The organism is Methanosarcina horonobensis HB-1 = JCM 15518, assembly GCF_000970285.1.
GTDB classification, from domain to species: Archaea; Halobacteriota; Methanosarcinia; order Methanosarcinales; family Methanosarcinaceae; genus Methanosarcina; species Methanosarcina horonobensis.
In genome coordinates, this window is sequence record NZ_CP009516.1 from 153457 (window position 1) to 175990 (window position 22534).

26 protein-coding genes are annotated in these 22534 nt (G+C 41.1%); 6 read left to right on the forward strand and 20 right to left on the reverse strand.

From position 1 onward, the window contains the following. Positions 1-6: 6 nt before the first annotated feature. The 10 genes from MSHOH_RS00670 to MSHOH_RS00715 all read right to left on the reverse strand — a co-directional run bounded on the left by MSHOH_RS00670 (position 7) and on the right by MSHOH_RS00715 (position 5800). Complete coding sequence (locus tag MSHOH_RS00670; protein ID WP_048136699.1) at positions 7-507, reverse strand: hypothetical protein; 501 nt, start codon at positions 505-507, stop codon at positions 7-9. Further along, the gene (locus MSHOH_RS00675; protein ID WP_048136700.1) at positions 471-1088 is read right to left on the reverse strand and encodes a DUF1673 domain-containing protein; all 618 of its coding nucleotides are present in this window, start codon (positions 1086-1088) and stop codon (positions 471-473) included. The genes MSHOH_RS00670 and MSHOH_RS00675 overlap by 37 nt, the downstream gene beginning before the upstream one ends. Continuing rightward, entirely contained in the window at positions 1085-1717 is a 633-nt protein-coding gene (locus MSHOH_RS00680; RefSeq protein WP_048136701.1) for a DUF1673 domain-containing protein, read from the reverse strand. The genes MSHOH_RS00675 and MSHOH_RS00680 overlap by 4 nt, the downstream gene beginning before the upstream one ends. Next, positions 1714-2355 carry a DUF1673 family protein gene (locus tag MSHOH_RS00685; protein ID WP_239451122.1) on the reverse strand — a complete coding sequence of 214 codons (642 nt, stop codon included), beginning with the start codon at positions 2353-2355 and terminating at the stop codon, positions 1714-1716. The genes MSHOH_RS00680 and MSHOH_RS00685 overlap by 4 nt, the downstream gene beginning before the upstream one ends. Next, entirely contained in the window at positions 2352-2918 is a 567-nt protein-coding gene (locus MSHOH_RS00690; RefSeq protein ID WP_048136702.1) for a DUF1673 family protein, read from the reverse strand. The genes MSHOH_RS00685 and MSHOH_RS00690 overlap by 4 nt, the downstream gene beginning before the upstream one ends. Then, positions 2915-3529 carry a DUF1673 domain-containing protein gene (locus MSHOH_RS00695; RefSeq protein WP_048142950.1) on the reverse strand — a complete coding sequence of 205 codons (615 nt, stop codon included), beginning with the start codon at positions 3527-3529 and terminating at the stop codon, positions 2915-2917. The genes MSHOH_RS00690 and MSHOH_RS00695 overlap by 4 nt, the downstream gene beginning before the upstream one ends. Positions 3530-3534: 5 nt before the next feature. Continuing rightward, positions 3535-4140 carry a DUF1673 domain-containing protein gene (locus MSHOH_RS00700; RefSeq protein WP_048136703.1) on the reverse strand — a complete coding sequence of 202 codons (606 nt, stop codon included), beginning with the start codon at positions 4138-4140 and terminating at the stop codon, positions 3535-3537. Next, entirely contained in the window at positions 4131-4856 is a 726-nt protein-coding gene (locus MSHOH_RS00705) for a DUF1673 domain-containing protein (RefSeq protein ID WP_048136704.1), read from the reverse strand. Before MSHOH_RS00705 ends, MSHOH_RS00700 begins: the two co-directional genes overlap by 10 nt. A gap of 109 nt (positions 4857-4965) precedes the next feature. Further along, positions 4966-5310 (reverse strand): DUF1673 family protein, encoded by a 345-nt coding sequence (locus MSHOH_RS00710; protein ID WP_048136705.1) that lies wholly within the window; start codon positions 5308-5310, stop codon positions 4966-4968. A gap of 34 nt (positions 5311-5344) precedes the next feature. Then, on the reverse strand, positions 5345-5800 hold the full coding sequence (locus MSHOH_RS00715; RefSeq protein ID WP_048136706.1) for a hypothetical protein: 456 nt from the start codon (positions 5798-5800) through the stop codon (positions 5345-5347). A 252-nt stretch (positions 5801-6052) separates the two neighbouring features. Here MSHOH_RS00715 and MSHOH_RS00720 point away from each other — a divergent pair, with 252 nt between their 5' ends. The 5 genes from MSHOH_RS00720 (at position 6053) to MSHOH_RS00740 (ending at position 11055) form a co-directional block, all read left to right on the forward strand. Further along, on the forward strand, positions 6053-6493 hold the full coding sequence (locus tag MSHOH_RS00720; RefSeq protein WP_082089184.1) for an ArsR/SmtB family transcription factor: 441 nt from the start codon (positions 6053-6055) through the stop codon (positions 6491-6493). Continuing rightward, a complete protein-coding gene (locus MSHOH_RS00725; RefSeq protein ID WP_239451123.1) occupies positions 6486-7004 on the forward strand; it encodes a hypothetical protein in 519 nt (172 codons plus the stop codon). Before MSHOH_RS00720 ends, MSHOH_RS00725 begins: the two co-directional genes overlap by 8 nt. A gap of 551 nt (positions 7005-7555) precedes the next feature. After that, positions 7556-9262, forward strand: a complete 1707-nt coding sequence (locus tag MSHOH_RS00730) for a NosD domain-containing protein (RefSeq protein WP_048136707.1) — start codon at positions 7556-7558, stop codon at positions 9260-9262. A gap of 17 nt (positions 9263-9279) precedes the next feature. Next, a complete protein-coding gene (locus MSHOH_RS00735; protein WP_048136708.1) occupies positions 9280-10779 on the forward strand; it encodes an ArsR/SmtB family transcription factor in 1500 nt (499 codons plus the stop codon). Between the two features lie 30 nt (positions 10780-10809). Then, entirely contained in the window at positions 10810-11055 is a 246-nt protein-coding gene (locus tag MSHOH_RS00740; protein ID WP_052730647.1) for a winged helix-turn-helix domain-containing protein, read from the forward strand. Between the two features lie 613 nt (positions 11056-11668). On the opposite strand, the gene dapB is transcribed toward MSHOH_RS00740, so the two are convergent. The 9 genes from dapB to MSHOH_RS00785 all read right to left on the reverse strand — a co-directional run bounded on the left by dapB (position 11669) and on the right by MSHOH_RS00785 (position 18771). Then, a complete protein-coding gene (gene dapB, locus MSHOH_RS00745) occupies positions 11669-12460 on the reverse strand; it encodes a 4-hydroxy-tetrahydrodipicolinate reductase (RefSeq protein WP_048136709.1) in 792 nt (263 codons plus the stop codon). Continuing rightward, a complete protein-coding gene (gene dapA / locus MSHOH_RS00750) occupies positions 12457-13332 on the reverse strand; it encodes a 4-hydroxy-tetrahydrodipicolinate synthase (RefSeq protein WP_048136710.1) in 876 nt (291 codons plus the stop codon). Before dapA ends, dapB begins: the two co-directional genes overlap by 4 nt. A 56-nt stretch (positions 13333-13388) precedes the next feature. Beyond that, a complete protein-coding gene (locus MSHOH_RS00755; RefSeq protein ID WP_011024348.1) occupies positions 13389-13583 on the reverse strand; it encodes a 30S ribosomal protein S17e in 195 nt (64 codons plus the stop codon). Positions 13584-13914: 331 nt separating this feature from the next. Further along, complete coding sequence (locus tag MSHOH_RS00760) at positions 13915-14262, reverse strand: hypothetical protein (protein ID WP_048142957.1); 348 nt, start codon at positions 14260-14262, stop codon at positions 13915-13917. A gap of 296 nt (positions 14263-14558) precedes the next feature. After that, positions 14559-14972: an RNA-guided endonuclease InsQ/TnpB family protein gene (locus MSHOH_RS00765; RefSeq protein ID WP_052730648.1), complete on the reverse strand. Its 414-nt coding sequence runs from the start codon at positions 14970-14972 to the stop codon at positions 14559-14561. Between the two features lie 92 nt (positions 14973-15064). Continuing rightward, positions 15065-15829 (reverse strand): heparan-alpha-glucosaminide N-acetyltransferase, encoded by a 765-nt coding sequence (locus MSHOH_RS00770; RefSeq protein WP_048136711.1) that lies wholly within the window; start codon positions 15827-15829, stop codon positions 15065-15067. 110 nt (positions 15830-15939) lie between these two features. Further along, entirely contained in the window at positions 15940-16902 is a 963-nt protein-coding gene (locus tag MSHOH_RS24465) for a hypothetical protein (protein ID WP_204245369.1), read from the reverse strand. A 103-nt stretch (positions 16903-17005) separates the two neighbouring features. Then, the gene (locus MSHOH_RS00780) at positions 17006-17878 is read right to left on the reverse strand and encodes a CPBP family intramembrane glutamic endopeptidase (protein ID WP_239451125.1); all 873 of its coding nucleotides are present in this window, start codon (positions 17876-17878) and stop codon (positions 17006-17008) included. Positions 17879-17883: 5 nt separating this feature from the next. Next, positions 17884-18771 carry a DUF1616 domain-containing protein gene (locus MSHOH_RS00785; protein ID WP_048136713.1) on the reverse strand — a complete coding sequence of 296 codons (888 nt, stop codon included), beginning with the start codon at positions 18769-18771 and terminating at the stop codon, positions 17884-17886. A gap of 606 nt (positions 18772-19377) precedes the next feature. Here MSHOH_RS00785 and MSHOH_RS00790 point away from each other — a divergent pair. Then, positions 19378-20274 carry an NAD-dependent epimerase/dehydratase family protein gene (locus tag MSHOH_RS00790; RefSeq protein ID WP_048142960.1) on the forward strand — a complete coding sequence of 299 codons (897 nt, stop codon included), beginning with the start codon at positions 19378-19380 and terminating at the stop codon, positions 20272-20274. A gap of 273 nt (positions 20275-20547) precedes the next feature. Here the strand turns inward: MSHOH_RS00790 and MSHOH_RS00795 are convergent, their stop codons facing one another. Beyond that, positions 20548-22452: a TIGR04279 domain-containing protein gene (locus tag MSHOH_RS00795; RefSeq protein WP_239451127.1), complete on the reverse strand. Its 1905-nt coding sequence runs from the start codon at positions 22450-22452 to the stop codon at positions 20548-20550. Between the last annotated feature and the right edge of the window lie 82 nt (positions 22453-22534).

The following is a 22534-nucleotide window of genomic DNA, read 5'->3' on the forward strand; positions in this document are numbered from 1 at the left end:
TTTCCTTCAGTTGTTTGCATTGTAAATTTCTTTCCGATGGAACAGGTAGATTGCCATGGTGATAACCCCGCCTACGGCCGTCACCGCTCCCCATGATATCGGCCGCCAGGTAACGATATCTCCCAGAAAAGTCTCTTTCTCGAAGCTGCTCCCGGCACGAATATTCTGTGCATCACAATACATGGCAGCGGCGCTCAGGATAATGAAGATCGGAAGTAACTCTCGTTGATACGCTATTGGGAGCAGCCAGACCAGGGCAAGGAGAATCAAGAGTATATTCTCCCTGTAACCGGGATGATCTCTTCCTGCAGTACCGTCAGGATTCGGAGAAGGTTCAGGTCCGGGAGCACGGGCCACCTTCCGTGCATTCTCATACTCTGCTTTCGTACTCATGCACCGGGGTGCCTTTGCATAAGGGCACCAGCCCATCAGTTTTTTGACATGTTCAAAAACAATAAGTTTGGAAGTTATTATCTCCCCTCCCTGATGATATACGAGTTTTTCCACTTCCCATACCTTTTATCTAAATAGATTGTTTTATGGTTCTTTTTCTCCCAGTATATTAGCTGGAAATAGCTAAGCCACATCCCAACCATGAGACCTCCCACAAATGAAAACATTGCCTGCAGTGCAGGTTCGTGTTCTTTAATGTAAAGAATATATATCAAAATCAAAAATGCGTACCCAAATGTGTAGTATAGTTTTTTCTTATCCGAATAGTCAATTACCGGATGTTTAACCATAGCATCATATCTTTGCATTTGTTTTTTCCAGTCAAATATAACTATAAACAGGACAATGAAAAGTCCGACAAGTAAATGAATGAGGTTTACACCCAGAATTAAATTTATACCTAGTTGATTAATTACCAGAAAATAAGCAAATGTAAGGGATGTGTTAATTAAAAGGGTTTGGATACTTGTTTTCCGGAGCCATCCCGGATTTTCCAGACCTCCGTTTTCTCCCCCTGCTCTTTCAGGAATATCAGAATTAAAATTCTCTAAGTTAACACTTCGTCTGGCTTCAGCTGCTCGGGCGTCAGGACACCAGCCCATAAGTTTTTTAATGTATTCAGTATTCAGGTTCACAGTTCCCTCTCCTTTTCTCCAAGCGCATACATCTTCTGGAACCCCTTTTCACTTTTTATGTAAATTTTCATTTGTTTTTTCCGTTCCCAGCAAATGAGCTGAAGATAGCTTCCCCACATCAGGATCAAAGCCCCTGCAATGAAAGAATACATTGACTGAGCGTTAAGAAAATGGAGCATATGAGATAGATGAGACAGTAAAACCATAAACAAAATCAAGCCCAAAATTATGACTGAGAGAACCCAGATGAATGTTTTTTTAAAGGAAGAAGCAACAGCAGGTTTTTTTGCCAGAGCATCGTACTTATTCATCTGCTTTTTCCAGCCGAGCAAATAGGTAAGTAAAGAAAGTGAAAGGCCTAGAAGGAAAGCCTCTGAGTTTATACCTTTTTGGGATAGCAAATTTATGAGATAAAAAGTAAAGAATACTGTTGGTAGAAGAATTCTAACGTCAAACCTGGAAAAGAGCCTGGAGAATCGGCTCAGAGCCTCAGGCCCACTGGCTTTTTCTCCTCCGGATTGAGTATATGCTTCAAAATTAGCGGGGCTAATTCGGGGTCCGGTTTCGAACGTTTTTGCATTCGGGCACCATCCCATCAGCTTTTTGATGAATTCTCCTGTCCCATTCATTCCAGTCCCCTCTTTCCCTCAGGGCATATTTCCCTGGAATATGTTTTCCTGAACTCGCCTTCGCTTTTCGTACAAATTCTCATATTGTTTTTCCGCTCCCAGTAAATAATTTGCAGGTAACTGGTCCACATGAAGAATATTGCGCCTGCACCGAATGAATAGAGAGTTTGCATGTTATGGAAAATAGTTCGAACAACATAAGGCAAAAAGACCAGAACTGAAACCATAAGCAGAATTATTGCAAAAAATATTCTGAGGAGCTTATTCTTGCCGAAACTGCTGACCACAGGTTTTTTTGCCAGGGTGTCGTAATAATGCATTTGCTTTTTCCAGAAAAGGGCTGTGAATAGCAGCGAAAGGCCAAGCCCTTCAAGAAAAGCTTCCTGGTTTATTCCCCATCGGGAAAGCAGGGCAAGATAAAGGAGTGTGAGATAAATGCTTACCGTAAGGACCCGGTTTCTCAGCCTGGTAAATTGCCTGATAAATTGAGAAATGGTCCCCTTACTTCCGGTTTTTCCTCCCCCTGATTGGGTAGGCGCTTCAAAATTATCAAGGCTAATTCGGGATCCTGCTCCCGCAGTTTTTGCATTCGGGCACCATCCCATAAACTTTTTTATGTTTTCAACTTTAAGGCTCACATTTCTCCCTCTTTTTCCCCAATAGTATACGTCTTTTGAAATCCGTTTTCATATGCTGTACAAATTTTCATATGATTTTTCTTCTCCCAATAAATTAGCTGAAGACTTGTTCCCCACATAGTAAGAATCCAGATTCCTGCAATAAAAGAATACATTGACTGAGAGTTAATAGAGGGGGGCATATGATAAGACCGGAAAACCATAAACGGGAGAAACGAAAACCAGATTAGAGATAAGAAAACATAGAAAAGTACTATTTTTGAGACATAACGAACATCAGGTTTTTTTACAAGGGCATTGCACTCCTGTATCAGTTTTTTCCAGCAAAGTGAATTTAGCAGTAAAGAAAACAAAATACCCGAAAAGAAGAACTCTGAATCTACACCCTTTCTGGAAAAAAACCTGGAAAATTGGCTCGGAACTTTCGGACTCCCGGCTTCTTCTCCTCCTGATCGAACATATTCTTCAAAATTAGCAGAGCTTATTCGGGGTTCGACTCCGGTGGTTTTTGCATAGGGACACCAGCCCACCAATTTTTTTATGTATCTGGCTTCCCGGATCATAGTTCTCCCCTCTTTTCTCCAAGGACATACAGTTTTTGCTGTCCCTTTTCTCTTCTTACATACATTTTCATATGGTTCTTCTTTTCCCAGTAAATTAGCTGAAAATAGAAACCCCACATTAGAATCAGAGTTCCTGAAACAAAAGAGTCCAGTGTCTGATGTTTAAGAAGATAAGCTACATGAGACGAGATATAAGGCAAGAAAGCCAGAAGCAAAGTAAAACCCAAAAATAGGAATAAGACCACACAGGCTAATGTCTTTCTAAAGGAAGGAGAAATAACAGTTTTCTCTTTCGCGGCATTGTATTGATGTATCTGCTTTTTCCAGCCAAATAAATAGATCGGTAAAGAAAGTGAAAGGCCAAGAAGGAAAGCTTCTGTATTTATGCCTTTTTGAAACAGGTTTATATAAATAGGAGTAAAGAAAAGTGGTAGCAGGAGAAGTTGGGTATCAAGCTTGGAATGCTGACATGGAATATTCGGAATTCTTGATTTTTCTTTTCCCGATAGATCATATGCTTCAATATTAACAGAGCTAATTCGGGGTCCAGCTTCAAGTTTTTTTGCATTCGGGCACCAACCCATTAGTTTTTTTATAGATTCCAGAGTCATGGCCATTACTCCGCTCCTGCATTTATAACGTAGATCTCTGGTGTGTAATACCCTTCCAGAATAACGATTTTTTCATTTTTCTTTTCCCAGTATACATCCATAAGATAATACAGAAAAGCTGTCAAACAAAAGCCGGAGGCACAAGTCAAACTGAACGTTAAAACGAATTCCCATCCAAGTGATGAGGATTTTATAAGTAGTAATGTCAGGCCCAGTATTCCAGCCATAGTTATCGATTTATTTTTCGTCTGAACCTTTTTGTTGGAATTCTTTAATTTATTCAGGAAATGCCAGTTCCAGATGCAAAGAAGCGGGTTAAAAATAATTCCGATAATTAACCCCGGTATAAAAGCTTCATTTCTGAAAGATTCTACCTGGAATCCAATCCAATATATGGAAAAGATAGTAAGCATGGAGGACATTATTAATAGCCTATTATGACGTTTGTTCCACCAGTCGGGAGATGAAATCGGAGAATTTCCTGCATCTTTTCCCCTGGATTGGTTCTCAGCTTCCAAATATTCAGGGCAGATGGAATGCCTGGTTTTAAGTGTTTTTGCATTCGGACACCATCCCATCAGCCTTTTAATGTATTTAGTGTTCAGGTCCACAATTTCCCCTCCTTTTCCCCAATAGCATATATCTTTTCGAGGCTATTTTCAAATTTTATATAAATCTTCATATGATTTTTCTTCTCCCAGTATACATCCGTAAGGTAATACAGAAAAGCTGTCAAACAAGTGCCAAACATAAATCCCATAACTGCCATGATTCGTGAACCGAAGTAAAGAAGCAACACTAGGGGAGATAAATCAAGCTTAAAGTAGTACAGCAAAGCTATCAAACAAAAAGCAGAGATTAAAAACAAGACGAATCCCCAGTTAAATTGTGAAAATAAGAGATACAGTAATGCCAGGAATATTATTAGATTTATAACTCTCAATTTCGACGGTACGGTTATAATTTTTATTTTTCTGCTTGAGTTCTTTATGTCGTCCAGATATGACCAGTTCCAGATACAAAAGAGCAGGTTAAAAAAAATTCCGAAAATTAACCCCGGCATAAAAGCTTCATTTTGAAGAGATTCTCTCTGGAATGCAACCCAATATACGGAAAAGATAGTAAGCACAGAGGACTCTATTAATGATCTATTACGGCGTCTGTTCCACCAACCAGAAGGTAAAAGAGGGGTGTTTCCGCCATCTCTTCCCCGGGATTGGTTCTCAGCTTCCAGATATTCAGGGTAGGTGGAATGTCGGGTTTCAAGTGTTTTTGCATAGGGGCACCAACCCATCAGTTTTCTTACGCTTTTAACTAATACATTCATCGCTTTTCCCCCATTCGCTGCTTATCTCTCTGCTGGGATTGCGAACAAACACTTTTTAGCTCATCACAAAACCTGTGCCTCATAGCTATTGCTCACTCATAGTTGTTGCTTAAGACCTGATGTAGAGGGTGATACCAATTAAAAATAAGAGAGCCCCTATTCCTATCATGAGTCGTGATATCAGGATTTCATTACTGGTTGAGACTACTTGTATTTCCAGGACGAGTGTCAATGCCGAAATAAAAGCACCTATACTTGTAAGTAACAATCCTATTCTTTTCATATGGCTAAGAGTGTTTCCGGTTTTTTCTCCTCTGGATCGATCGGCTTTTTCCCCCTCGGATCGATCATATGCTTCAAAATTTGCAGAGCTAACCTGAGATCCGGCTTTAATAATTTTTGCATTCGGACACCATCCCATCAGTTTCCTTATACTCTTTACGAATACGTCCATCTTTTACCCTTCCTTCAATTTCATCTGCCTTAAGTCAGGCCTGTTCCACCAATTCTTTCAATTTTCCAAACAATTCGTCCGCAATCTTTGTAGGGTCTTCCGTACTCTTGAGTTTGAGCTGCATTTCCTCTGCAAAGTCCCAGAGGAGTTCGATACATTCCCTGTACCGGTCGCAGGACCCACATTCTCCTTCATGTTCGTACCAGACCTGCATCCCGTGTTTTGCCGAAACGAAGATTATTGCGTTAGCTTTGAAAGGGATTGATTTTCCGAAGAGAATTCCTTTCTTTGAGTCCAGCTTTTCTACTTCTATCCGGTTTGCCCTGGCCATCCCAAGCAGGATCTCTTCGATGCGCTTATCCATACTTAGTAGGGCTCTTGAGACTGCCTGCCTGGAGACTCCGAAATGCTTTGCGATATTGATATTCGGGAGCCCGTTTCGACGCAGAACCCAGAATTCAAACTGTTTTTCACCTTCCGGAAGGAACATAAGTAAACATTTCTATGTTGACTATATATAGCTTTCTACGGTCTGAACTTTTTAAGTTCTTTTTCCTGGCAATCTTTGTTTCTCTGGTGGAATTTTTGAGATTCTGCAAGCTTGTTCGATGATCTGGCCATAAAAGATATATTGAAAAACGTTAGACTTAGTTTCCAGGTAAGAATATCTAATGAAAAATATATAAATAAATAATATGCATAGATAAAAATTTCTTAAAATTGGAGACAAATGAGGCCCGATATGCAGAAAGAAGACAATGAAAAAAAGGATTTAGAGGTACTATTTCTTTCAGAAAATTCCAGAAAATTAGTGCAGGCTCTCTCCAATGTAAATTCAATAAAAATTCTGCAGCTTCTGGGGAAAAAAGACATGTCAGCAGGCGAACTTGCAGAAGAGCTTGGTTTAGGCCTGAATACACTCAAATATAATCTTGATTCCCTTATAGAGATAGATATGATCCGGGTCTCAGAGGTAAAATGGAGCCAGAAAGGCAGAAAAATAAAGGTTTACAGGCCAGTTGAAAAAATTATAGTTCTTATGCCGGGTTGCAGGAATAGCTGTAAGGAAGAAATCCTTGGCACGTTCCTGAAAAATACGCAAGGAACTTTTGCGTCGACGGAGACTATTGACAGTAAATTAAATAAAATTGACATGGATATAAAGAGGTTGAGTTTTGACTAAAGGATCAAATTCTCTTGTTAAATTGATAATTTTAGTATTTATTGTGATCTCCCTATTTTTTTATTTATATTTCATGGGCCAGCTCCTCTTGGGTATTATAGCTGCGGGAATAATTATTCTGATTGCAGGTATGCTACTTCTTTTGCCGAGTATTACAGATCCTTTGAGCTCATCCTATTACAGAGGAGATGAAAAATCCGAATCCTTTGGTGTTGAATCCACATGTCTGGGTGATTCCAGAGTTTATGAAAGGCCATCTTTCTTCATCGGTGTGCCTTTCATAATCACGTTTGGAGGTGTGTTTTCTAAGTACGAGAGCATATTTTCCATAGCATACGAGAGTGGAACAACACTAGTTCTTTATCATGGACTCTGTTTTGTTTCAAAAGACGATAAACTTAGCATTAGCGGTAAATGGTATCGGGGGAAAAAACTCGGAATACAGGGAGATATTATTGTTGCAGACAGAGTTGAAAACCTGAGTTCCGGAATTATGTTTGAAAATGTGTGATATTTTGAGTTTCAGGTCATTTTCAAGGTCAAGGTGAACTACCCGCTAAATCTAAGATTTAACGGGCTTCCTGAGTCATCCTCCCAACCAAAGCTGTCAGTAAGGGTGACACTGTAGAGCTGGAATGATTCGAAAAACAATTCAGTACTCGACAAAAAGTACGAGCTTTCAGAAGGAAAGGAAATCTACTATGCCAAACCTTTCAGATTCCATATTCCAGGGTTTGAAATTGGGGCAATTCATATTGTTATAAGTTAATTCCTGAAAAACACACTTTTAGCAGTTTACGGATTAATTAACAAATCTCCAATAATTGTGAGTTCCCCTTTGCATATTCTAAAAACACACACAAGCGAGTGTTTCCAAATGAAATTGGAAAAATATTTCCAACAAGTAAAGGTCTTTTTTTTGGAATTTTTGTCAAAAATCTATATCATCAATGCCATCCAAGAGGAAATTGCCCAATAGGCGGGCTACTTCAGTCTCCCTCTGGCTTGAAGTCTGCAGACAGATGTGAATGAGTGTGAGAAACTGCTTGGAGATGAACTTTCATGAAAAGGACTTTAGAATACACACAAGATGAATGGAAGGACCTCCGTACTATTGTCTGTAGCATACCGACCCTCTTCATGCTGGTCTTCTGGTTTTTGAAAGCCAGACCCCGTACTCTTGCATGTTGCATTCTGGCTCTCTGCTTCCTGCTGCCTGTATCCGCAGGATCTGCCTTTGCAAAAACGGTTACTGTGGATGCGCAGGGTTGGGCCGATTCCCGCAGTATCCAGGCTGCAGTGGACCTGGCAGAAGAGGGAGACACAATTTTCGTATATGCAGGGGAATACAATGAAAATGTGGCTGTGGACAAACGTCTGATGCTGATTGCAGAAGACAGGGCTGTTCCCTCCGAATTCCCGGAGGCTGGGGATTTTGATATTTCAGAGGCCAGCAAAGTGGTGGCAGAGGCCGATAAAATCAAGGAAGAATTTGGCTTTGACCCCGAGTATGAAACCTTAATGTACATTTCCCCCTCAATTAAAGAAGCAAGTTCTGCTCCCCTGCTGCTTATTCTTGACGCTTCCGGGCAGATAGACCTGCTCGGGGAGATCGAAAACGGCCCCTTTTCGGAATCAGAAAAGCTCGTACTCGAAGAATCGGTTCGGGAAATCAGGAGAAAATGCCCCATCGGTTTTGTTAGAAGAGACAGGGTTGTTTACTCTTATCTTATTTCCTCCGACAGAGAGTCTGAAAACAGGACCTATCTCCCTTCAACTGTCAAATTGTACCTGACAGAAGATGAAAACAGCACTTTGAACAGGATTCAGGGAGTAAGTACGGCGTACCGGGATTTTTTTCAGAGGATCAGAGAGGTAGATTTAAAGGGTACAAATTTCGGGCAAGAGGAAGTTGACGATAGGGCTGCCGAATATGAAAACCCTGTACCGGGTGGTAATTCCGGGGAATTTGTAATTTTCCAAACCATGGTGTTTGATAATGTAATCCTTATTCCTGCCGAACCGGATGTCCCTGCTCTTGAAATAAGTGCTGACAATGTAATGGTCCGGGGTTTTGTGGTAAAACCCGATTGGGGAGAGAGGCCTGAGGCAGGTCTTCTCCTGCGGGAAACCCGAAACTGCACACTTTCAAAAAACAGGGTCTCGGGTATGGAATGCGGGATTTTTCTACGGAACTGCACGGACTGCGTTTTGGAAAGTAATCTCCTTGACTCAAACACCGATGCTTTCGTAATCGAAAACTCAAAAAGAAACCATCTCAGGGCCAATAGCATGGAAGGAGGAAATAACGGAATTTATCTTAAAGGTTCGGACGAGAACCGGCTCTTTGAAAACCGGGCCGAGGACTTTTCCTCAGGATTCAGGATAGAGGAAAGCAGGGGAAATACAATAGAATCCAATACCGCTGCCTTCAGCATCCAGGCAGGCTTTTACCTGCTAAAAGCGGAGGAAAATCAGCTTGATAATAACAGTGTCAATAATAATTTCCAGTACGGGATAAGCCTGGAAAACTCTGTCGGGAATACCATTGTCCGGAACGATGTATGGGCAGATATGCATGGAATTTCCCTCGAAGACGCCAGCAGCAAAAATACCGTACATGACAACCGGCTCTTTGAATGTGAAAAAGGGCTTCTTGTGAGCAAAGATTCTACCGAAAATCGCATCTATAACAATACAATCCGCCTCCGGAAAATACGGGATAAATCCTGGATTGAGGAGATCCTGGACCATATCTTTATTCAGTAAACAGGGATAGTGAAAATATGGACAATGATTCCGAAGAACAGTTATTGAAAATCCTTTCAAATCCCATCAGGGCCACAATCATAAAAAAGCTCTATGATGACAGCCTCACATTCACGCACCTTATGCAGCTTACAGGCTGTAAAACCGGGCAGCTCAGCTTCCATCTTAAGAAACTCGATTACCTTGTGGAACAGGACGAGCTGAAACGTTACAGGCTCTCCGAAAAAGGAAAGGAGGACGTAGAAATGATTCTTCCCATGCTTGGAAACGGCGAGAAGGAAAAAAGCAGTTCCTGGGACAATTTCTCCGGAGAGGAAGATGGAGTTCAACTGGGATGCGCCTTTAAACAGTTCTGGGACTCACTTGGTTTACTTATTTTCAGTTCCCTGGTTGCTGTAAAAAGGGGCATCCTGTATGCCCTGGACGGCCTGAAAACAGGGACCCTGATGCTCGCTGAAAAAAAGAACAAGTTTTTCAGTTTTGCAAAAACAAGCCTTACGGGAGAAAGCTCCGGAATCCGTGCTGTAGAGAGGAACGGAAAGGCTGGACTCCGCAGTGTAAAATGGAAAATAGGCAGCTTGTTTTCAATTATTCGAGCTCGCGGGACCTCGGTCCTGAAAGCCGGTCGGAAGTCCTTAAACCCGATTTTTTGCTACTCCTTCCTGATACTGGGGTTTCTTCTCTTTATTCCGGCTGTATTCACCCTTATGCATCCCGCATTTGACTCTACCCTTGATTCTGCGGCCAGGATAAGCCTTAATGAGCTGACTCCTGAAGAGATCAGCCTTGCAAATGAGCTCTATGAAAAGGAAATGCTTCCCAATCAGCGAAATTTCCAGGGAAATTATGATTCGTTAATGTTTGATGCAATATACTATGAGGACACAGTGGGTTTCCCTCTTTCGGCCCAGAAAATCAAATCCTGGAAAGAGGCCAAGGCGTTTGCAAGAGTTCAGTTTGTAAGGGATTCCGTGCTTTCAAGCCTCAGTCTTTCCCTGGTTCTGCTGCTGCTCGGGGGAATCCTTGCCTACGGGCGAAACTCTATGCTCAGGAGAGTTCTTAATTCCGCAATCAACGCCTCAATACTCCTGATCTTGATTGCAGTATTCGTACTCCTGAATATAAATGCGGTTTTTGCATCGGAATACAGCTATCCAGACTCTGTATTTAATAGCGTTCCTCTTATGCTGAAACACCTGATTGGTCTGCTCCTGTTGCTCCTATTCTCATCAGCAGCCGGATTCCTGTTCCTGGTAAAAAAGGAACGTGCTGGCCGCACGGAGGGTTCACCCTCCGGAAGTAATAAGTCCTTTCCCTCAGGTTCCGAAGAAACCCCTATAGTAGAGGCTTTCGATAAGGACGGGAGGCCCAATGGAAAAAGTCAGGCTGATCTGGCAGAGATAAATCCCGAAGTGAGATGGGCTACCTGTCCTGAAGAGGCTCTTGCTGCAAGTGAACTGGAAGATGAAGGTGATTTGTATCGCTGTCACGAAAGAGAAGGGGCTGTAAATAGCTGATGAAAAATGTGCATGTAGACAGGTAAGAAGGTGCTTGTCCTTCCTTTTTCCGGTGAGTCCAAAAAGCTTACCCGACTCCTTTTCAGTGAGACCTCGATAAGGGTACTTGAAGCCCTTGAGGAAAACTACCTCTCTGCAAGCGAACTCTCTGTAAGGCTTGGCCTGAGGCTAAATACTCTCCAGTACCACCTTGATTCTTTGCTCGAAGCCGACTTTATAAGGGTCTCGAGGGTAAAATGGAGACGAACGCGTTTTATATCTATTCCGCAGACATAATCCTTCAGCCTTAAGATCCGGTTTCAAATAAATACCTGAAACTAAAATTAGATTTAACAGATTTAAGAAACTTATAATACAGGTGTCAGCCCTAAAATACTGTTGAATAGAACTTTATGATGATTATGCAGAAGGCCAGCCTCTTCTCAGTGAAGAAGTAACTGTCTAAGATCCATTTAGGTTTGTTTTCAGCAAAAAATAAATTTTTTCGGGTTTTGCAGGACTCCTTCTGGTTCACATGAGTTTATTTTTACTTTCTGTTTTTAGGGTCCTGCATCCCCTGGATGGTGGTCTTATATGGGAACTGCTTGCAGGTAACCGTGTCTGTGTTGTGGGATGATATGGTGTTTCAGACTTCAGGGGCCGGATACATGCAAGCAAGCACCATCCTATTTCCTACTTAATATAATTTATAATTTTCGCTAAAGTTGTTGTAAGTAGTCTCTCAAAAAGACACACTAAGTTCTGATAATCCGAAATTTGCCGAAGAATAGAGGAATAAAGGTACAAAAAATAATGTAAAAAACAGCACAAAATATAATAGATTGAGAGTAAAGGCTGATTGAATAGTTTCAAAGGCCAACCTTTACAAATAATTATTTCAAATCATGCCTTACAAGCCGAGCACATCATCCATAGCATAGATCCCAGGGTTCTGCCCGCAGACCCATTCGGCTGCACGGACTGCACCTTTGGCAAAGATCTGGCGGGAATGAGCCATGTGCCGAACTTCGACTCTTTCGGAATTTCCTACAAAGAGTACGGTGTGGTCTCCGGTTATGTCTCCTCCGCGCACTGCATGAATGCCGATTTCTTTTCCGCGGGGAGCAATCCCTTCTCTTCCGTATACGTACTCTTTGCCGCCCAGAGCTTCACTGATTACATCAGCTGCACGAAGAGCAGTCCCGCTTGGGGCATCTTTTTTCTGGTTGTGGTGAGCTTCTATAATTTCAACATCGTAATCTGCAAGATACTTTGCAGCTTCCCTCACTATCTTGAAAAAGACGTTAACGCCTACGGAGTAGTTAGGTGATATGACTGCACGTACCTCGTTTTCTCGGATAGCTCCATCAATTACTGCCCGCTGTTCTGGAGTAAGGCCTGTAGTACCTATTATAAGGTTTACTCCGCATCTTGCTGCAATAGGCGCGTTTATAACGGTTGCACCGGCTGCAGTAAAATCAATAAGGACATCAGCCTGAGTCTTTTTCAGGACTGTTTCCAGATCTTTGACATCTGAAATCTGGATTCCCAGGTTGCCCACATGGGCAAATTCCCCTGCATCCTTTCCGACATTGCCTATATCAAAAGCGGCAACAAGCTGCATATTTGCGGAACAGGTGATGTTTTCTATGATTAAGGACCCCATCCTGCCACAGGCTCCGAGTACTGCTGCGTTGATCATTCAATTACCCCCAGTTTCCTGAGCTCAGCTACAAGCTTTGTCTGATTGGCATCACTAATAGGAGCGAGTGGAAGCCTCAGGTGTCCGCTTGCAAGCCCGGCAAGCTCTGCAGCTTTCTTAACAGGAATCGGGTTTGTCTCAAGGAAAAGGGCGCGGATCAGCGGAGCTATCTCGAAATGGATCTTTCTTGCAGTCTCGTAGTCTCCTTTAAGGGCTGCATTAACCATTCCCGACATTTTGTCAGGTACAATATTTGCAGCAACTGAAATGACTCCCCTGCCTCCCATGGAGATAATCGGAAGAGTCAGTCCGTCCTCGCCTGAGAGAACTACAAAGTCATCATCTATAGTATTCTCAAGGATCTGAGAAACTTTAGCAGCGTTCCCGCTGGCTTCCTTGATTCCCACGATGTTTTCTACCTTTGCAAGTTTGGTAATCACATCTACAGGCATATCCTGCCCTGTCCGGGATGGGACATTGTAGAGGATCATAGGGATATCTACTGCTTCTGCAATTTTCTTGAAATGGGCAAGAAGCCCTGCAGGATTGGGCTTATTGTAATAGGGAGAGATAAGAAGTACGCCGTCAACACCCGCATCTGCGGCGTGTTTTGTGAACTGGAGGGCTTCTCCTGTGTTGTTTGAACCTGTTCCTGCAATCACAGGAACTTTTGCGCATTCCACTGAAATGTCAATTACTTCTTCATGTTCCACTGCGGAAAGGGTCGCCGATTCTCCGGTTGTGCCGCAGGGCACAATTCCTGAGACCCCTCCCTCTTCAACAAACGCTATGTTTCTCTGTAGACCTTCCCCATCAATCCTGTCATCTTTTGTAAAAGGAGTGATCAGGGCAGGCATTGCTCCTTCAAACATATAGATATCCCTGCCTGTTTCCCGGAAATAAGTTCTTTATCTATTCAGCAAATTTATCAGTAGACTTTCATGCGTGCAACTTTTCTTGTGACGTAGCCTGCAACCCTGTTTCTGATTATTTTGCTCTCAATGGTTGTATACTTTGTCACAAGTGCTTTGTTGGTCTCAAAGTCCTTTGTAAAAACGTCTCCGTAGTTTTCAAGCAGGCTGAATGCTGTTCTTTTGATGTTTGTCTCTCTTATATTTCCCATCGTATCTCCTCTTGGTTTTTTATTTTTTATTCCAGTTATTCAAGTTTTTGCGGTTTGTCCAACCATGTTTCCCTGTGAATTCTGGTTAATGCGAAGTTGGAAAAAGAAGCAGTTCCATCATTTGGGTTTTCTTCTATCTCCGGTTAATGAATTAGCGGAAACTGGATACAAAAATTTGACTATACTGATTTTGTCGACTAATAGGTAACTTGAGATTTATAAGTTTTGGGGTGAAAAAATCTTTTTGGGAAACGCTCCTGCTTTTTCTCTGGACGTTTTTCCTTCCGTAAATTTCTCTTAACCCCTGCCCTCTAATTCTACCTGTTCCTTTTTATCCTTTATTTCTGCTGGGTTCTGCTTTTTTGCTGTTTTTTCTCGACCTGCTGTTTTTTACATAGTCAGTTTTTCCCAGAAAGCGGTCAAGTGTTCCCGCACTCGTGAAAACAGGCTCTCTTGCCCCTTTACGGTTGACAGTAAGTCCGAGTAAAACAATGAGCAGACCAATTTCCGGTTTTGCCTCAACACTAATTGCTCCTAACAGGATCAGGGAAGAAGCTGCAAGCCCCTTGAGGGCGCCCTTCCTGTAGGAAAAATAGCCTGTCCTTTTAAAAATCCGGATATCCCGAATTGTCAGGAAAAGAACTACGAAATAGGCAAGCATTGCAATTTCCAGATACATTCTTTTCTCCATTCTTTTTTGGTCTCTGCACTTTCTGCTCCTATACAGGTTTATTCCAGGAATTTTTCCCCATAATCGGATAGTATAATCGGATTAATAAAATTGACGAATTTTCAGGAGCAAAAGCAAAATAGCCTCACAATAAGATTTTTCAATATTGCGATATGGGTAATAATATTATCTGTGAGTAATATTATTATCGGTATGTAGGATTACGGATGGATATTGTTAGTAACCATAATACATGCAAACATCATGTACTCTAAATAGTATATAAAATTAGGTGACTGCTCCCCTCATTTTAATGAGGGATATCTATCGGTTTTACGAACAGACTGCAATCCCAGTCTGAGAATATTAATAGAAGCATTAAGATCACGGTCAATAGACAAGCCGCAGAAAGGGCAATTATGAATTCTTTCTGACAGATCTTTTTCTACCAGCATTCCACAATCTTCAAAACAGATTATATCGTAATTATCTACAAGATTTTTACTGAGTTTTTGAACAAAATCTTCTCTTTTGTTAGAAATCTTTTCATAGACTCTACGTAAAGTTTTAAGGCATTTCTTTCTTTCAGGAGTTCCTTTTTCCGCTTTTGATAATCTCTTATTAGCTCTCGCCAGTTCTTTTTCTTCTTGAACGTAGAATCTAGGTGTTAGGAACGCAAGTTCCGTTTGATAATGTAGCAAAGGAGAGAATACCAACATCAATGCCTACTGACTTATTAGAATGTTCAAGCGGTTTTCTCGCGAATCTTAGTAAGTTTGCTCGAAGATATTTATTTTTGTTCTGGAAAGTTTCACAGCATATCCGGACTAAGGAGCCCGCTCAGAAGCAAAAGTCCGAGGAAAAGAGGCTGATGGATGAAATATATGGACAGGGAGTGTTTTCCTATCCAGGAAAAGGGTTTCTGAAGCAAGAATTTGTCGGCCTCAGGGGCCTTATACTGTCGGTTTCCGCCTTTATACATGGAGTTCCCCAGGAAAATTCCTGTAAGCAGTACTCCAAACCAGGGAAATATAGGAAAATAGTCAAGGGTTACAAAGCCTTCAGGCCTTAAGCCGAGCCAGAGAAGAGCAGAAAACCCGAAGGTCCTGTCTTTGAGGTATAGTCCAACAAGCACGAAAAACAGGCCAAAGAACAGGTTTTCTTTTCCATATTTCAGGAACGGATAGGCAAGCACTGCCGATACTCCGAAAAAATGGAGGATACCAAAGAGAATATATTGCCCGGGAAAGAAAATTCGGGTTATCACTGTAATTATAAGTCCCATCGAAAAAAGTCTCAGCCCTCTTTTAAGGTACTTCGAAAAATTTTCCGTATTTTTTCCTGAAGGTTTGCTCTCAAGAGCTCTTGAACGGCTGATAGAAAGGGCAGTTCCGGATATCAGGATAAAAAGGAAAGCTGCACCTCTGCCCATATAGTAAAAAGTGCCGGACCTTAACTCAACGTCGGCAAGCCCGAAAAAATCGAGGTCATAGAGAAAGTGATATGCAAGCATTAAAATTACGGCTAAACCCCGCAGACAATCAATTTCCCAGAAGCGGCTTGAGCGCTTTTCCATAGATTTTTCTCCAAACTGCTGAATCCCGTTAATAAAAAACTTCGACTTCCTTTAAAGAAAGCCACATTTTATATAATCTACGGGATACAGGGTCAAAGAAGGTACCGTTTTTACTTTTTCCTTCTGATAGCCAGTAAACATCCAAATCCTGCTAAGATTCCTGCAAGCAAATAGAAAAAATCAATGACTTGCCTCTCATGTTTCTGATTTTTCTGCTCTTTTACTACTCCTTTTGAAGGGACTTCTCCAACAGTCGAAGCTATAGTATTATTTTTATCCCATGAACTTTCGTTCAGGTAAATGCTGCGTTTTTTCTCATTTTCTCTGTCCATTGGTTCCGGATCCTTATCTATGGACTCCATATCTGTAAATGTTATCAGTTCTGAAGTCTTCCTATCCTCAGATTCTCCGGATATCTGGGAAGAAGCTGAAGGAATCGACAGAACAGGGGCATTTCCTTTTGAATCAAATATAATTTCCCTTTCCGAATTATCCAGTCTGATTTCAAGTTTTCCTGAAGGAACTGACTCTGTTTTGAATATATAATTAAACTTCCCGTCTTTTCCAGCTTTCAGTTTTTGAACTGCTGTAACCTTCAGGTTAACACTTGAAGCTCCATCTTCTGCCATGCCTTCTACCCTTACTTTATACTCTCCCGGAGAAACCCCGGAATAGGACACGGTAGCAATTCCGTTATCTGCCCATGTGCTCTCTGTCTTTGGGAAAACCATTTTCATTTTTACTTTAAGGCCTTCTACTCCTTCTGCTCTTACAGTAAAAAGATTATTAAAATTAAGAAACTCGATATTTTCAAACTCGTAAGCGTATTCTCTCAGGTAAACAGGTACTGTCTTTTCAAAAGAAACCGAGACTTCCACTTCTTCTTCAGGTGAAGCAACCCCACTGATTAGGAGTGTGTCCCCGCTCTTCGGGTTTTCAGGGACTACTTCCCAGCCTGTTACCTTAGCATTTGCAGAAGAGACTGCAGTCCCGAAAAGCAGGAGAAATATGACGAGAAAACAGAATAGAAGATTTAATCCACTCCTGTTCAGTTTAAGCACGAAAGATTTCATAGGTTTTCTTCCGGATTTTAAATTTAATTAACTTGCTTAAGTTATATATTCCGTCCTATATAATTTCTCTTTCAATTTTTGAACAGTCTCTTAAAACAGTCTCTTATATCAGTCCCAGTCCCGGGCCCAGGTGTGGAATTATTCCGAACAAAAATATATTTATAAATCCGTGAATCATCACTATGAGAGGAAGACTTTTTGTTTTATAAAAGAAATAGCCGAGTACACCTCCTGCAAAAAAAGTATATACTATCTCGTAAGGAGTGCCATAACTTGAGTGCATTACCCCAAATAAGAAGCTTGCAAGTAAGATTGCCCATGCAGGACCCAGGAACTCTTCAAGTCTTGTCTGGATAATTCCTCTGAAGATAAATTCTTCTATCAGGCTAACTACAAAAATCATTATAATTGTGAGTTCCAGAAGGTTAACAGGCGAAAGATCAGGAATAAGCGGTCTTGTCTGGATAATTAAATACTCTAACTCTGCGAAGATCAGACCTGCAACGAGAGAGAAGGGCAGATAAATTCTCATTTTCTTGAGCAAATCTGCTTTTCTCTGTCCTGGGATTTCCTGATGAATGGATATAATGATTGCCGGAATTGCCATAGGTACATATATAAATATGAAAGAGTAGAGGTCGGTTTCAAAGAAGACAGGCATTGAAAGGTTTATCAACCGAAGAATTGGAAGTAGTATAAACGCCTGGTGAAGTTTACGTATTTCCATTTTTTTTGAGACTATTATTGAAACTGAAAGGATAATAAGAAGCAGCGTATAGGCTACTGCTGCCTCTGTCACCCTTCCGGTAAAAATTAACAGTTCGGCAAAAGTAATTGCAACAACAGGAGCTCCTGCAGAAAACATTTTCTTTAAGAACCCCATTTTTTCATCAGTCTGCGTTTTAAACGTTTTCCCAATCCCCTGCAAAGAAATCTGTCCTGCTTCCGTTTCAGATGATGGATAGTCTGTGGACACTATCTTCAGGTCTCCTTTGTGACGTTTATCCAGAGATGTGTGCTCCTGTAAGGAACATTTTTTTCAGTTTCGTTAAAAAGTAGAAACTCCAGTTTCATGTTATTTCCCTCAACAGGCGGAGTAAAAGTGACTGGCTGTTCCCAGGATTCGTTATGGTCAAGTCTGATATATTTCTGATTTTCCGGAAGAGGTAGGGAACGGTTTTCAAGTCTTATTTCCATTGTATAATCCATAGCCCTTTGTTCATGGTTCTTAATCCCTACAATAACTGTCCCGCTGTCACTGGGCGCATATTCTGTTGGGTAGTTCTCAGCCACTCTGTCAGGACCCAGGATGTAAAACTCAGTGAATGACTCTCCTTCTCTGGGATTTCCTATGACATAAGCAAGGCTGCCAAGAGAAACCAGCATAGAAATTATGACTAATGATGCAAGGATTTTGTCGGCTTTGGAATCAGTTTCTTCCATAAATTCTGTTTTCAGAGTGGAGATAGAGGTTCTGACTGTGACTTCAAACGCTTCAGCTTCAGGTAAGTGCAGTCTTCTGTAATACGCAACCCCACACATAAGAAGCGTAAAAGCTGAAAGGCCTGTGAGTACAGGAACTTCCCTGATTCCCCAGTCAGTATAGTTCATTCCCAGTCCCATGAGTGGGACTACGGCAATGCTTAACCCTAAGGAAAGCAGAGCTCTTTCAATTCCTTCCAGGTCTTTTTTTGCAGGAAGAAGAGCTCCTGTCAGTGCATATCCTGGCAGGAGTAGAACCATAAGAAGTCCAAGAACTGTGCGCAGAAAGCTTACGCTGAGTGCGGGCACAAGTACGAAAATATCAGTAAGAATCACAAGACCCGCTACAAGCAGCAAATCTAGAGGAAGTAGTCTATTTCCAGCCATTTTTATCACTGCGAAAATATTTAGTAAATTCTCTTTCTGCAATTTATATTTATGTTAGCTTTCCGCCAATTTTCTCGAATCATTCTCTTTATATCTATTTTATATACTATTCTTCTTATTTTTCTCTTTATATTTATTCATACACTATATTTTACTTATTTATATCTTTTCTGCGTTTTCTCCCATTTCTTCAGCAGTATTCCACTTCCAGATGCTGGTTTAGTAAATTGTGAAGAACTTAAAAGGAAAAAAAATTTGAATGAGTATCTAACTAAGTAAGTGGTCTTAATAAGCTTAACTAAAAAAGCCACTGCTTTGAGATCGATGTTTAGAGAAATCTCAGTCCCCTCAAGCTATGTGGCAAACCCCCAGTAATAAGCTCCTGTGATTTACTAATCTATTTCTATTTTACTGTGAACCCTGGTCCCTAATTTTATTGATTCCCCTGTATCCATAAGGCTTCTTTCTATGAAAAATTTTTCCCTTCTGGTGACCTTCCTCTTGATTGTAACCGGTTTTTTATCTTCCTTTACTATTTCTCCTGTACCGAAGAGTTTTCATGCTTGCATGGAAAATTTTATTTTGTACCTTCCCCTTTTTCGGAATATGAAAGTGCTGATCACAGGAGGAGCAGGTTTCATAGGCTCCCATATAGCTGAGTATTTTGCAGAAGCAGGACATGGTGTAAGGATCCTTGACAATCTAACTACCGGTTTTTCTCGAAACATCCCTCAGCACAGAAATATAGAATTCACTCAGGGGGATGTATGTGATCCCTCTTCAGTTGAAAAAGCTGTCTCGGGTATGGACTGCGTTTTCCATGAAGCTGCTCTTGTATCAGTGCCGCTTAGTTGTGAAAAACCTGTTGAGGCTTTCCGGATAAACACTCTTGGAACACTTAATATTTTACAGGCGTGTGTTAGGGCCGAAGTTAAAAAATTTGTAACAGCATCTTCAGCTGCAGTTTATGGTAATAATCCTGTACTTCCCAAAAGTGAGGGCATGTATCCTGAACCTGCGTCGCCTTATGCAATCTCCAAACTTGATGGAGAATACCTGGCAAGAATGTTTTATGAAGAGCACGGACTTCGGACTACTTGCCTGCGTTACTTTAACGTTTATGGTCCACGTCAGGATCCAAAATCTCCATATGCAGCCGTGATTCCCATTTTTCTGGAAAGGGCAAAGGCAGGAAAAGACCTTGTTATATACGGCGATGGACTTCAAAGCAGGGACTTTGTGCACGTTAAAGATGTTGTCAGGGCAAATGCGACAGCTCTTGAGCATGGGGATGGTCAGGTCTTCAATGTGGCTATGGGGAAAAGTGTAACAGTTTTGGAGCTTGCTAAAAATATTATCAAACTGACCGGCTCATCAAGCAAGATCGTACATGTCGGATCGAGGGCAGGAGATATTCGGGACTCAAGGGCAGATGTCTCAAAAATTTCTGGCTGGTGGAAAGGCAAGATAGATCTGGAAGAAGGACTAAAGAGCCTAATTTAAGCACTAAAGGTTAATTTTTATAATTTGTTCTCAAACAGGATTATAAAATCAAGCAGTAATTTCAGAATTAGATTTTTTAAATCAAAAATTTTTAATTTTTTAAAATAAGCTTTTTAAAATAAGTTTTTTAAAATAAGTTTTTTAAAATATATTTCTTAAATCCAACTTTTTAAAAAGAGTTTCTTATTATCGAATTCCTTAATATCGAATTCCTTAAACGGAATTATTATAAAATAGAATTTAAACAGGAGAACATTGTTCTCCTGTTTGACCTTATTCCTCAGAATTTTCAGAATTTACATCCTTATTATTCTGATCTATTTTTTTCAGTATTGCTATCCCGATTAACATTATCACAAAGAAGCCTGTGTAGAAGCTGATAACTCTTGACCACACGCTTCTATTTTCTTTAGAAGACATATCAGATCCCATAACTAATTCTGAATTGTCCTGTTGTTTTCCACCTGAAATGGACTGCCTTACGTCTCCCCCTGTTTTTTCTCCAATCTCAAGGATGTTCTTGCTGGCTGTAATTGCAAACGGGGAAAAACCCGGAGTTTCGGCTTCGAAGTAGATATATTCATCATCTTCATTTACTTTTTCCGTTTTGAGGGACTCCCATTGAGATCCATCGAAATGTTGAAGGGTTATTGTATCCATGTTGATATAATTTTCAGTTATCCATTCCTTGCTTACTTTGAAACCTACAACAGCATTTTCGATATTCTCTGAGTTTGCAAAGCCGCCGTTCCCTACCCAGATGTTCAGGTATTGGTAGACCGCTCCTTTGGGACCTATAGGAGTAAGTGAAGATTTTCCTTTCAGTTCCTCGACAATAGTTGTTATCTTACCTGCAGTTTTTTTGGCATCAAAAACTATGTAGCCGATAGAGGTTGCTTCCTTTGTGAATTCGAACTTTATCCTGTTGCCGTTTGAGATAAACTGCTGGCAGAGTTCTTTTGTTTTAACATTTTTCGCAGGTTCGGGGGAACCGCCTGCTCCTCCGCTGCCTCCTCCTGAGTTGCTACCACCGTTTGAACTTCCACCACCGTTTGAGTTTCCTTTTGATTTAATCTCCACCTCTTTCTGAGAAAGCCCTACAAGTCCCTTTTCAGAGCTGTATGCGCCCACAAGGAGGTAATAGTTACCTACAGGCAGGTCGAATGCGGTAAGTGACAGCTCTTTCTGGCCAGTTTCCCCTACTGCTATTGCTCCGTTTCCTTCTCCTATAAGGGTCTGGATTTCTGTCTGCAGTTCGTTTTTGGTCAATTTTGACCTGTAGTTTGAGGAGTTAATGTCAAATTCATCAATAATATCCAGATCATTTATTATAACGGAAGTTCCGGCTTTTGTGCCATCGGAGTTGATTTCTATATTTGCTTTGTATGCCTGTTCTTTTATGAGTATAGCCCCGTAGATGCAGTCGTTTGCATCGGAATTGGAAGCTTTCTCCAGTTTCATGCTTATATCCAGGTCATTTCCTTTTACTATACTTGAGGGGGATGAAACGCACAGTTCATACTCCGTAACCACAAAGGCTGTTGAAGAAAGGACTGTCAGACTTTCATCCTGATTCTGCCGAACCATAACTATGCAGTACTGGCCCGCATCAAGGCGTCCAAGGTCATAGTCTGATATATCTCCGCAGCTATCGAGGCTGGTGTGATACTTTTTGTATTCTTCGCCCACACTGTCTTTGAAGAGGGTGTTTAAGCTCCCAATATCTCCTGCCAGGAAGGCATCAAGAAGCTCATGTGCACAATTTGATGTCAACTTGAAGAGGTAGATCTCCGCTTCTTGTTTCTTTAGAGAAGATTCTCCATGGAAAGACATAGTTACATTCTCAGTAGGGAGATATACCGGGTGTGTAATGTAAGAGGCAGTTGAAGGATATTTTATTGTATAACTTTCATCTTCCTCTTTGTTTAAGGTCCCGGATGCTCCTCCGAATTCCTTATGTTTCGGGCCGTTATATGTGATTTTTATCGGCTCAGGAAGTTGAATCCTTGTGCCTTCGTTAGGGCATCCCATGGTGATCCAGTTTCCTTCTGCCGGGTCGCTGGTATGATCCACAAAGTAAACTGCTTTATCAGTAAAGTTTAAATTCCCAATTGACTCTGCATTTTTTTTCTCACCTCCTGCCATTGCTGGTGCAGAGGTTAAGACTAATATTGCCAATACTAATATCAATAAACTTTTTCTCAATTACATGCCTCCATTTCCCCAATTTTTTATTCATTAGTTTCAGAATAGTAAATTT